The following is an 11,885-nucleotide window of genomic DNA, read 5'->3' as shown; positions in this document are numbered from 1 at the left end:
TACAGGATTTGGCGGTGCCAGTTAAATCAGAGTCTTCAGGTACGCAGCGTCTTCTGCCGCAGAATGTAAACCGTTACCCCAATGGCCGAGGCCAGCATGAATACTCGCGCCCAGATCAACGGCACCAGCCAGCAGGACACACCGATGCTGACCCACATCAGACCGATGGCGTAGACCTTGCCCTTGAGCGGGATCCCGCTGCCGTCCAGATAATCCCGAATCCACGGCCCCAGACGAGGGTGGTTGACCAGCCAGTGATAGAAGCGCGGCGAGCTGCGAGCGAAACAGGCAGCCGCGAGGAGAAGAAAAGGGGTGGTAGGCAGCACCGGCAGGAAAATCCCGATCACGCCAAGCACGATGCTCAGCCAGCCAATGCCTTGCAGAAGAACCCGTACGAGCCGGGATCGACTCGTGCGGGGTGTTGAATCACCAGACCCACCGTGCGCCATAGGCGCCGACTCAGTGGTGACGAGGCTTGAGGATCGCCGGTTTTTCATCCGGTGCGTGCAGCAGCAGGAACAGCGCAGACAGCGCTTCCGGGATCTGCACGATCATGTCGTCCATCAGGTTGGCATCCGCCGCGATGTCGGCGAATTCAGGCTGCTCGTCGAACAGACCGGAGCCGACCATGATCGGCAACAGCATTTCGCTGACTTCTTCCTCGTCGTTCTCGAACCAGGCCGCTTCACGCAGGAACACGCCTTCCATGAAGCCGATGCACCAGCCGCGCAGTTCGGAATCGTCCGGCTCGTCGCCCAGATCCAGATCGCACGGCAGTTCGAACTCTTCGTCCGAGGCCAGTTGACGGGCAATGTGGGCCTTGAGCTGGACCAGCGTCGATTCGATTTCTTCGTGCTGAGCCTTGTCGGTGTAGTGCGGCGGCTCGGCGAACAGCGCGTCGATCCACTCACGATCCGGCACGGTTTCGGCACAGATCGACAGCGCGGTCAGGTAGCCATGGGCGGCTACATAGTCCAGCGCTTCGTCATGCAGCTCATCGGCGTCGAGGAAGGCTTGCAGGCGGTGTAATTGCTCAGCGAAGGACATTGAAGGACTACCTTGGAAATAAACGATGCTGAATTCTAGGCGCTGGGGGCCGTAGATGCCAGCGTAGAGGCTTATGTAATCAGGATTCCTGCAAATTTCGACCGCTGGTGTCGGTGTTGCCCTATCCGTCCGAGCGCTCCGGTATACTGCCGCGCTTTGCGATTTCAACAGCGGTTGTTTATCCGCTGTAGTGGCACCATCCGGGGTATCTATGCTCGACCAGGCTCAACGCGTACTTAAAGACATCTTCGGCTACGACAGCTTCCGTGGTCGCCAGGGTGCCATTATCGAGCGCGTGGCCAGCGGTGGTGATGCCCTGGTGCTGATGCCCACCGGCGGCGGTAAATCCCTGTGTTTTCAGGTGCCCAGCCTGTTGCGCGACGGTCTGGCGGTGGTTGTGTCGCCCCTGATTGCATTGATGGACGATCAGGTCGCAACCCTCGATGAACTGGGCGTCGCGGCGGCGGCCTTGAACTCGACCCTCACGCCCGATCAGCAGCGTGATCTGGCCAACCGGATTCGCCGGGGCGAAGTGAAAATGCTCTATCTGGCGCCGGAGCGGCTGGTGCAGCCACGCATGCTGGCGTTTTTGCAAAACCTCAAGATCGCGCTGTTCGCCATTGACGAGGCTCACTGCGTTTCGCAATGGGGTCATGATTTCCGTCCGGAATATCTGCAATTGGGGCAACTCGCCGAGCTGTTTCCCGACGTCCCGCGCATTGCGCTGACCGCCACCGCTGACAAACGCACCCGCGAAGAAATCGTCACGCGCCTGCATTTGCAGAACGCCGAACGCTTCCTGTCGAGCTTCGACCGGCCCAATATCTTTTACCGCATCGTGCCCAAGGAACAGCCGCGCAAGCAGTTGCTGGCGTTTTTGTCCGAGCGGCGCAGCGACGCCGGGATCGTTTACTGCCTGTCACGCAAGAAAGTCGAAGAAACCGCCGCCTTCCTCAGTGACAACGGCTATCCGGCATTACCGTACCACGCGGGCTTGCCCATCGACGTGCGTGCCGAAAACCAGCGCCGCTTCCTGAATGAGGAAGGGCTGATCATGGTTGCCACCATTGCCTTCGGCATGGGCATCGACAAACCCAACGTGCGGTTCGTCGCGCACATGGACCTGCCCAAGTCGCTGGAAGCCTATTACCAGGAAACCGGCCGGGCAGGGCGCGACGGTCTGCCCGCCGATGCATGGATGGCCTACGGTCTGCAAGACGTGGTCATGCTCAAGCAGATGCTGCAGAACTCCGAAGGTGACGAGCGCCACAAACGCGTCGAACAACACAAGCTCGATGCCATGTTGTCGCTGTGCGAAGAAACCCGCTGTCGGCGTCAGGCCCTGTTGGCCTACTTCGACGAAGACATGCCCAATCCGTGCGGCCACTGCGACAACTGCGTCGATGACGTACAGACCTGGGACGCCACCGAACCCGCCCGTCAGGCCCTCTCGGCAATTTATCGCACCGGGCAGCGTTACGGCGTCGGGCACCTGGTGGACGTGTTGCTGGGCAAGGAAAACGACAAGGTGCAGAGCTTCGGTCATCAGAAGCTCGCCGTGTTTGGGGTGGGCAAGGGCCGCAGTGAGAACGAATGGCGCTCGCTGTTCCGTCAATTGGTGGCCCGTGGTCTGGCGGACACTGACCTCGAAGGCTACGGCGGCCTGCGTTTGAGCGATTCCTGCCGTCCGCTGCTGCGCGGCGAAGTCACCTTGCAATTGCGCCGGGACCTCAAGCCTCAGACCACGCCGAAAGCGTCGGGCAGCCCGGCGAGCCAGTTGGTCCGTGGTGAAGAGCGCGAGCAATGGGAAGCCTTGCGTACCCTGCGTCGCAAGCTGGCCGAGGAGCATGGCGTGCCGCCGTACGTCATTTTCCCGGATTCGACGCTGCTGGAAATGCTGCGCAGCCAGCCGGGCACCATGGTCGAAATGGCCCGCGTCGGTGGTGTCGGAGCGCGCAAGCTGGAGCGTTATGGTGAAGCCTTCCTCGAAGTGCTTGGCGGCAGAGCAGCGGCGCCTCGCGCGGTCGCCGATGTCCGTCATGAACTGATCAGCCTGGCCCGCGCGGGCATGACCCCGACGCAGATCGCCGGTCAGTTGCAATGTTCGGAAAAGAACGTCTATACGATGCTGGCCGAGGCCATTGGCAACCAGCAATTGTCGCTGGAACAAGCGCTGGACCTGCCAGAAGACCTGCTCGGCGAGATTCAGGACGCGTTTTTGGATGGCGAGGGTGAACTGCCCCCTGTTTCCGCCATCGCAGGCATGTTCGCCGGGCGAGTGCCGGAGGGTGTGCTGTATTGCGTGCGTGCGGCGTTGCAGTCTGAGTTTGAGGTTTAACAATTCTCCTGAGTTGCGAACGCCAACTGTAGGAGTGAGCTTGCTCGCGATGCGTCTGGTCTGGCCCTGCGTTAGCGACTGACACACCGCTATCGCGAGCAAGCTCACTCCTACAGGTATGCGTCCGCAGCGACACCGCGCCAAACCCGCCGCAATCCGTTCTGCCAGCGCCCTGTGCGACGAAACACCACGCTTGACCCCTTGCCTCGTAATGCCCCCCATGGTTAGCTGCCTATTGATTAGGAATCATCTTTAACCATTGAGTTACCTATGCCGTTGACTGAAGAACACCGCTTTGGCATGCAGTTGGCCAACCTGTCCCGAGGCTGGCGTGCCGAGCTTGATCGCCGTTTGGCCGATCTGGGTTTGTCCCAGGCCCGCTGGCTGGTGCTGTTGCACCTGTCACGCTTCAAGGAAGCCCCCACCCAACGCGAGCTGGCGCAAAGCGTCGGCGTAGAAGGCCCAACCCTGGCCCGTTTGCTCGACAGTCTGGAAAGTCAGGGCCTGGTTCGGCGTCAGGCCGTGGTCGAGGATCGTCGCGCCAAGAAGATTCTGCTGTGCGACACCGCCAGGCCCCTCATCGAAAAAATCGAAACCATCGCCACCGCCCTGCGTCATGAATTGTTCGAAGGCATCGACGAGCAAGAGCTGCGTGTGTGCATGCGTGTGCACTCGACAATTCTGCGCAATCTGGAAAAATCCTGACGCAATGGCCCCGCGCCAGCTACAAATACGTTGAACCTGCCGAAACATCCTGTTCTATTTGCAGCCATACTGCTGTTGTCCACACCACGAAATTTGCAGGGAAGCCTGCCTCATAAGGGTTCGCATGCTGAAGAGTTTTCAGGCCGGGAGTCGGCGCGAGAGTCACGGATCGTGCCGCGTTCAGTCAGGTCTTCGCACGGGGTTGCTGGCAGCGGCCATCGCCTCGGCGTCCATGCTGCACAGCTCCATGGCGGCGGCCTTGGGACTGGGCGAGATCAATTTGCACTCGGCGTTGGGGCAGCCGTTCAATGCGGACATCGAGCTGATCGAGGCGGGCGGCCTGACCCCTGAAGAGATCGTGGTCACCCTGGCGTCGGCAGAGGCGTTCAGCAAGGCTGGCGTGGAGCGGCTGTTCTTTTTCAACGATCTGCGCTTCACCCCCATCATTCGCGGCAACCGCGCGGTGGTGCATGTTGAGTCGCAAAAACCGGTGACCGAACCATACATGGATTTCCTGGTGCGCCTCTCGCGCCCGAACGGCGATCAGTTGCGTGAGTACACCGTTTTGCTGGACCCGCCTAATTCTCCTGCAGGTCTGGCCGCTACGCGCAGCCGTACACAGTCGCCTGCGGTTGCCAGCAAAAAAGATGAATCCCGTTTCCCTGTCGCGCCGCCCAAGGCCGTACAGGGCAAGCACTACACCGTTGTGTCCGGCGATACCCTGGCGGGCATTGCACGGCAGATTCAGGCACCGGGCAGTAAAGTGTCGTCGGCGGAACTGATCAGTGGCATTCAGGCGCTCAACCCGCAAGCGTTTCCCAACGGTGAACGCAGCCAGTTGAAAGTCGGGCAGAGCCTGTTGTTGCCGGACGGTGCTGTAGAACCCAAGACCGCTGCGTCAGCCGCCGCTGCGCCTGCTGCGGGCACCCCTGCACCGGCGCCCGCTCCAGCGCCATCGAACGCTGCCGAGCCACTGACGGCCACCGCCATGGAAAACCAGGCGTTGAGCAAAACGGTCGATGACCTTAAAGGGAAGGTTCAGCAGATTTCGGAAGACGAAGCGGGCAAGGACAAGCAGATCATCGAGTTGCAGACGCAATTGGCCGAGATGAAGGCGCTGGCCTCCCGTCCAGCCCCTGCGCCAGCGCCTGTACCGGTCAACACACCCGTCCAGAAGACCGAGCCTGCTGCGTCCGCGCCAGCCCCGACACCCGCACCAGCCCCTGTTCCCGCAGCGCCGGTGGCGGACGATGACCTGCCGTGGACGATGATTGTCGCAGGGCTGTTGCTGATCGTGCTGTTGCTGGCGCTCGCCTGGTCGGTGCGGCGTAACCGCATGAAGAACACGTTGGTGCCGGAGCCCGAGCCAGTCGAGCCGATCATCAAACCGGCACAAGGGACGGTCACGCCTGTGTTTGAAGTCCCGGCAGTGACCCCGCGCCCGGCGTCGACTGCGCCCGCGACACCCGCCGCCCCCGCAGGGCAGCGGCTGGCGGGAGCCGCTACCGACGCACTGGATGGCGCAAGCATCTACATCGCCTACGGCCGTTTTGCCGAGGCGTTGGCCATTTTGCGTGACGCGCTGAAGACCCAACCGCAGCGCACCGACGTACGCATGCGTGTGCTGGAGCTGTTGGGCGAGCAGGGCGATGTCGCGGGGTTCGACGAAGAAGAGAAAATACTGCTGGCCCATGGCATCGAGCCGGAGAAACTGGCAGAGATTCGCGCGCGTTATCCGAAACTCAAGGTCGATCCGGTGCCGGCACCGCCCGCTCAGGCTGCGCCATTGGTGACACCGGCGGTCTTCGCTGGCGCCGCCGCGGCAGTGGTCGCCGGTGCGGCGGCGAGCGACGATCAACCCGCGCAGCAGGACGAAAAGGCGGCGTCGCCGAACTCGGAACCGGTGGACGATTTTCAGCTCAATCTTGACGACCTGTCCCTGGACGCCGACTGGGATCTGGTGGACCCATTCGACAGCACGCCTTCGCGCAAACCCGAAGCGACGCCTGAGCCGGAAGTCGATCCGTCGTTCGCTTCGGACCTCACTCAGTTGCCTGAAGTTTTCGAAATGCCGGACGAGCAATTCCTCAGCGATTTCGCCGAGGAGGAGGCCGAGCCGACGTTCGAGGTGGCGTTCGAGCCCGAGTTCGATCGCGAGCCTGAACCTCGATCGGACTCCGTGGCTCAGAGCGACAGCGACCTGCTGGACGACGAATTCCTCGACAGCTTCATGACCGACGACACCGAATTCGACCTGATGGACCTGGACGACGAGCCATTGAGCAAGATCAACGAAGCCCAGGTGCTGATCGACGACGGCAACATAGAGGAGGCCCGCAGGCTGTTACAGGAAGTGATCGACGAAGCTGATGACGGCCCGCAACAAACCGCGCGCGATCTGTTGGCCGGACTGGACTGACTTCGATGACGGAAAAGGCTGAGATCACCATCACTTACTGCACGCAATGCCAATGGTTGTTGCGTGCGGCATGGCTGGCGCAAGAACTGCTCAGCACCTTTGGCGACGATCTGGGCAAGGTGTCACTGGTGTCTGGCACGGGTGGCGTGTTCATCATCACCTGCAACGACGTGCAGATCTGGGAGCGCAAGGCGGACGGTGGTTTTCCGGAAGCCAAGGTGCTTAAACAGCGGGTTCGCGACCAGATCGACCCGGATCGGGATCTTGGCCATAACGACCGGAACAAAGGCATCGATAGCTGAACAGGCCCTGATAGAAACGGTCGATGGGCCAGTCGCGAACAGTGATTGGACGCTGTTCGCACAACCCCACTATGCTGGTCTGGCTTTCCGACGCTTTACCGAGCCCTGACCCATGATCGTACGACCCCATCCCAACCTGCTCAACGTTCTGTTGGCCCTCAAAGGCTCCATCGCCCGTCGCATCGCCCTGCGCAGTCTGATGATCACCGTACTGGCTGCGGCCATCGTACTGATTGAAAGCCTGCACCCCGATTACTTTGCCAAAGTCAGTGCCACGCCGTTCACGTTGCTGGGGTTGTCGTTGTCGATCTTCATGAGCTTTCGCAACAATGCCTGCTACGACCGCTGGTACGAAGCGCGCAAAGCCTGGGGCGAGGTGATCACCGCGACCCGATCGATCATTCGCGAAACCCAGGTCATCAAGGATGACGCTGGACGCAGCATGATTCTGCGTGACTTGTGTGGTTTTGCCCACGCCCTCAATGCCCGCTTGCGCGGTCTTGATGTGCACCAGGCCGCCCAACCTTGGGTGAGTCGGATGCCGCCTGACGACTGTGCGAACCTCTGCGACGGCATCCTGCGTGACATTGGCCTTCAGTGTTCCAGGGCCAGTGACAGCGGTCAGATCAATGAATGGCGTTACACACTGCTGGCTAACCATCTGACGTCGCTGAGTCGGGTGCTGGCGGCGTGTGAGCGGATCAAGAGCACGCCCTTGCCGTTCCCCTACACCTTGCTCTTGCACCGCACGATTTACCTGTTCTGCATTTTGCTGCCGTTCGCCATGGCCGAACCGCTGGGCTGGATGACACCGCTGTTCATGGCCATCGTCAGCTACACGTTTTTCGGCCTGGATGTGATCGGCAACGAACTGGAAGACCCGTTTGGTTACGACGAAAACGATTTGCCGCTCGATGCGCTGGTGCGGGTGATCGAGCGTGATGTTCTCGATGCGCTGGGCGTAAGGCCATTGCCGCCGCAGTTGGAGCCGGTGGAGTTTGTGTTGACGTAAGTTCTCTCAGGGTTCGGCGTGATTTCTGCCGCATTTGCGCTTGTCATCAAACTTCAACGACCCCGTCATGTGCACTTCACCGGCCCGGTCCACCCTTGTGGAAACCCGAGCGGAGGCTGTCCATGAGCATTGCCGAGAACGTGAAGCCCAGTCGTAAACAACGTGTCCGGACCTTGTGGATTTCTGATGTTCACTTGGGGACCCGGGACTGTCAGGCCGAGCATCTGTCGACCTTCCTCAAGCAGTATCATGCCGACAGGATTTATCTGGTCGGCGATATCATCGATGGCTGGAAGCTGCGCGGCGGCATGTACTGGCCACAGGCGCACACCAACGTCATTCGCCGTTTGCTGACCATGAGCAAGCGCGGCACCGAAGTCATCTACGTCACGGGCAACCACGACGAATTCCTGCGTCGCTATTCGAAGCTGATCCTGGGCAATATCCAGTTGGTGGACGAAGCCGAACACGTCACCGCCGATGGCCGTCGCCTGTTGGTGATCCACGGCGATCAGTTCGACGTCATCACCCGTTATCACCGCTGGCTGGCCTTTCTCGGCGACTCGGCCTACGAATTCACCCTGACTCTCAACCGGTGGCTCAACCACTGGCGAGCCAAGTACGGCAAGGGTTACTGGTCGCTATCGGCGTACTTGAAGCACAAGGTCAAAACCGCTGTGAACTTCATCAGTGATTTCGAAGAGGCCATTGCCCATGAATGCGTGAAGCGCGGACTGGACGGCGTGGTGTGCGGGCACATTCACCACGCGGAGATCCGCCAGGTGGGTGAGGTGGAGTACCTCAACTGCGGTGACTGGGTCGAATCCTGCACCGCGTTGATCGAGCATTGGGACGGCACCATCGAGCTGTTCCGCCTGGCCGATGCGCACGTGAAGGCCAAGAGCGTGCAAATGCAGGCGGCGGAGACCGTTTGACCGATGGGGTCACGACTGCTACAGGGGGAAGCATAAGCCATGCTGATGGTGGGGTATCAGAACGCGACCCGACCCGTCAGCATGTCTTTGTACATCACAAAATCCCCCAGCAGACTGTAGAACGGATGCTTGAAGGTGGCGGGCCGGTTCTTCTCGAAAAAGAAATGGCCTACCCAGGCAAAGCTGTATCCGGCCAGTGGCAAGACCCACAGCAACAACCAATGACCGCTGAACAGAGCGCTCGCCGCGATCAGGATCACCAGCGTGGTGCCGATGAAATGCAGGCGACGGCAGGTGCTGTCTCGGTGTTCTTGCAGGTAATACGGGTAGAAATCTGCGAAGCGCTCGAAGGTTTTGAGGTTTTCCACTGCGTGCCTCTCTTATTGTTGGTCAGGTCTTCAGTTTAGCGAAGTGCTTGTCGCGGCCAGTGACAATGGGTGCCAACGTAGTATCCTTCGGCTATCAGTCGCAGGGGGCGCCTGATCTGCAACCTGAAGACGCGGCCATGGAAAAAACGACTTCTTCGAGCTGGGCGATGGGGATCGTCAAGTCCCTTGAAATGGATGGCCTGGACTGTCGCGCACTGTTCAAGGAGTTGGGCCTGGTTTACGCCGATCTGGAGAACCCTGACGCCCGTTTTCCGCAGGACGCCATGACCCGGCTCTGGCAACGTGCGGTGGAGCTTTCCGGCAACCCGGCGGTGGGGCTGAACATGGCGCGAGTGGTTCGCCCGGCGTCGTTCAGCGTTGCGGGCTATGCCTTGATGTCCAGTCGCACCCTCAAAGAAGGTTTCGAGCGGCTGGTACGTTATCAGCGCATCATCGCCGACAGTGCGGATTTGAGCTTTCGTCTGTTACCGGAAGGTTATGCACTGATTCTGACGGTGCATGGCGACCTGCTTCCCCCGACTCGGCAAAGCGCCGAAGCCTCCCTCGCGTTTGCTCTAGCCTTTTGCGGCTGGCTGACGGGCCGACCGCTGCACCCGCGCCAGGTGCTGATTCAGGGCGATATGCCGAAAAACGTCGAACCTTACAAGAAGTTCTTTCACGCCCCGTTGACGTTCAACGCTCCCTATGACGCCCTGGTGTTTGAGCGTGTCGACATGGAAGCGCCGCTCCCGACCGCCGATGAGGCCATGGCCAAACTGCATGATCGTTTTGCGGGGGAGTTTCTGGCGCGTTTTGCCAGCAATCGCGTGACCCATCAGGCGCGGCAGGTGTTGTGCCGTTTGCTGCCACAGGGTGAACCCAAGCGTGAAGCCGTCGCGCAGAGTTTGCACCTGTCACAGCGCACGTTGCAGCGTCGGTTGCAGGAGGAAGGCACCAGCTTCCAGACCCTGCTGGACGACACCCGCCGTGAGCTGGCCGAACAGTACCTGGCCCAGCCGCAGATGACCTTGTTGGAAATTGCCTATCTGCTGGGCTTTGCCGACCCGAGTAACTTCTTCCGGGCATTTCGTCGCTGGTTCGATGAGACGCCGGGAGAGTATCGCTTGCGCAAGGGCATGACGTAGCGCTGAAATCTGTGGGAGCCGACTTGCTGGCGAAAGGGGCGTATCAATCAGCAAAGATGTGGTTGATTTGACGCTTTCGCCAGCAAGCCGGCTCCCACAACTGATCTGGTGCGTTCCCTGATCAATGCCGCCAGAATGCTGGGATGCACAGCACCAGGATGGTGATGATTTCCAGCCGCCCCAACAGCATGCCCACCGACAGAATCCACTTCGCCGCGTCCGGCAAGGTCGAGAAGTTGCCCGCCGGGCCGATGGTTTCGCCTAATCCTGGCCCAACGCCCGATACCGTACTTGCCGCACCCGTCAGGGCGGTCATCCAGTCCAGCCCCAGCAGCGACAGCAGTAGCGCGATCAGGCAGATGGTGATGGTGAAGAAGAACGAAAACGTCAGGATCGACCGCACGATCTCGTCGTCCAGCCGATGGCCGTTGTACCGCTGTTTGATCACGGCGCGGGGATGGATCAACTGGTTGAGGTTGGCCTTGAGCAGAATGTAGGCCACCTGAAAACGGAACACTTTCACGCCGCCTGCGGTCGAGCCTGAACAACCGCCGATGAAGCCGATGTAAAAGAAAAACATCAACGCGAAGTTGCCCCACAGGCTGTAGTCGCCCAATGCAAAGCCGGTGGTGGTGACCACTGAGGTGACGTTCAACGCTACGTGTCGCAGCGCGTCCCACCACGGCAGGTCGGTGGTCGCCCAATACCACACCGTCATCACCAGCCATGTCACCAGCAATAGCCCGATGAAACCCTGCACCTGCTCGTCCTTGATCAGCGCCTTGCGATGCCCGCGCAAGGTCGCGACATACAGCGTGAACGGCAGGCTGCCGAGAATCATGATGACGATGGCGACCCAGTGCACCGCCGGTTGTGGCCATTTGGCGAGGGATTGATCGGACGTCGAAAAGCCGCCTGTGGAAATGGCCGACATCGCATGGTTGATCGCATCGAACAGGCTCATGCCTGCCCACCAGAACGCCAGGCTGCCGAGGATGGTGATGCCGACGTACACCAGCACGATGTACTTGGCGACCATGTGCGAACGCGGCATGACTTTTTCGGAGCGATCGGAAGATTCGGTTTGGAACAGGCGCATGCCGCCGATGCGCAACAGCGGCAGAATCGCGACCGCCATGCCGATGAAGCCGATGCCGCCGAGCCAGTGCAACAACGAGCGCCAGATCAGAATGCCCGGCGACATGGTGTCCAGCCCGCTGAGCACCGTGGAGCCGGTGGCGGTGATCCCGGACATGCTTTCGAAGAACGAGTCGGTGTAGCTGATGTGCTGAGTCAGCAGAAAGGGCAGGGCCGAGAAAATGCACACCACCACCCAACTGCTGACGGTCAGCAGGTACATGTCGCGAGGGCGCAGGTGCACATGTTCCGGGCGCCCCTGGCCGACCAGCGCAAGACCTGCGATGAAGGTGATCATGCTCGACCAGAGAAACGACGGCATGTCGCTCGTACGATCGAAGATCACCAGAGTGGCCATGGGCACGACCATGGCGATGGCCAGGGTAATGAGGAAGATGCCGATGATGAAACCGATGATGCGGAGGGTCGGCAACGCCATGCAATCGCTCTGATCAGGTGATGGAAAGCCGCACATTC

Annotated in this window: 11 protein-coding genes; 7 read left to right on the top strand and 4 right to left on the bottom strand. The window is 60.4% G+C overall.

Translation table 11 applies throughout. The features are described from left to right. Positions 1-35: 35 nt before the first annotated feature. Positions 36-449, bottom strand: coding sequence for a YbaN family protein (locus ACI5GA_RS07615; protein ID WP_421422424.1), 414 nt, complete (start codon positions 447-449; stop codon positions 36-38). 10 nt (positions 450-459) lie between these two features. Then, positions 460-1,047 (bottom strand): UPF0149 family protein, encoded by a 588-nt coding sequence (locus ACI5GA_RS07610; protein ID WP_400597151.1) that lies wholly within the window; start codon positions 1,045-1,047, stop codon positions 460-462. Positions 1,048-1,258: 211 nt separating this feature from the next. Between ACI5GA_RS07610 and recQ the strand changes: the two genes are divergently transcribed. The 6 genes from recQ (at position 1,259) to ACI5GA_RS07580 (ending at position 8,758) form a co-directional block, all read left to right on the top strand. After that, the gene (gene recQ / locus ACI5GA_RS07605) at positions 1,259-3,385 is read left to right on the top strand and encodes a DNA helicase RecQ (protein ID WP_421422423.1); all 2,127 of its coding nucleotides are present in this window, start codon (positions 1,259-1,261) and stop codon (positions 3,383-3,385) included. Positions 3,386-3,655: 270 nt separating this feature from the next. Then, on the top strand, positions 3,656-4,090 hold the full coding sequence (locus ACI5GA_RS07600) for a MarR family transcriptional regulator (RefSeq protein ID WP_404631446.1): 435 nt from the start codon (positions 3,656-3,658) through the stop codon (positions 4,088-4,090). Between the two features lie 124 nt (positions 4,091-4,214). Beyond that, positions 4,215-6,509 (top strand): FimV/HubP family polar landmark protein, encoded by a 2,295-nt coding sequence (locus ACI5GA_RS07595; RefSeq protein WP_421422422.1) that lies wholly within the window; start codon positions 4,215-4,217, stop codon positions 6,507-6,509. 5 nt (positions 6,510-6,514) lie between these two features. Then, complete coding sequence (locus tag ACI5GA_RS07590) at positions 6,515-6,811, top strand: SelT/SelW/SelH family protein (protein ID WP_421422421.1); 297 nt, start codon at positions 6,515-6,517, stop codon at positions 6,809-6,811. A 112-nt stretch (positions 6,812-6,923) separates the two neighbouring features. Beyond that, a complete protein-coding gene (locus tag ACI5GA_RS07585; protein ID WP_404631440.1) occupies positions 6,924-7,823 on the top strand; it encodes a bestrophin family protein in 900 nt (299 codons plus the stop codon). A gap of 122 nt (positions 7,824-7,945) precedes the next feature. After that, positions 7,946-8,758 carry a UDP-2,3-diacylglucosamine diphosphatase gene (locus tag ACI5GA_RS07580; protein WP_404631438.1) on the top strand — a complete coding sequence of 271 codons (813 nt, stop codon included), beginning with the start codon at positions 7,946-7,948 and terminating at the stop codon, positions 8,756-8,758. 56 nt (positions 8,759-8,814) lie between these two features. Here the strand turns inward: ACI5GA_RS07580 and ACI5GA_RS07575 are convergent, their stop codons facing one another. Beyond that, positions 8,815-9,126 carry an Mpo1-like protein gene (locus ACI5GA_RS07575; RefSeq protein ID WP_404631436.1) on the bottom strand — a complete coding sequence of 104 codons (312 nt, stop codon included), beginning with the start codon at positions 9,124-9,126 and terminating at the stop codon, positions 8,815-8,817. Between the two features lie 137 nt (positions 9,127-9,263). Here ACI5GA_RS07575 and ACI5GA_RS07570 point away from each other — a divergent pair, with 137 nt between their 5' ends. After that, a complete protein-coding gene (locus tag ACI5GA_RS07570; RefSeq protein ID WP_404631434.1) occupies positions 9,264-10,271 on the top strand; it encodes an AraC family transcriptional regulator in 1,008 nt (335 codons plus the stop codon). Positions 10,272-10,392: 121 nt separating this feature from the next. Here ACI5GA_RS07570 and ACI5GA_RS07565 read toward each other — a convergent pair whose 3' ends face one another. Beyond that, positions 10,393-11,847, bottom strand: a complete 1,455-nt coding sequence (locus ACI5GA_RS07565) for a TrkH family potassium uptake protein (protein WP_404631432.1) — start codon at positions 11,845-11,847, stop codon at positions 10,393-10,395. Between the last annotated feature and the right edge of the window lie 38 nt (positions 11,848-11,885).

It is taken from the genome of Pseudomonas sp. Pseu.R1 (assembly GCF_045764065.1).
Lineage (GTDB): Bacteria > Pseudomonadota > Gammaproteobacteria > Pseudomonadales > Pseudomonadaceae > Aquipseudomonas.
Note: the sequence above shows the minus strand (reverse complement) of the source record. Positions and strands in the feature narration are given on the sequence as shown.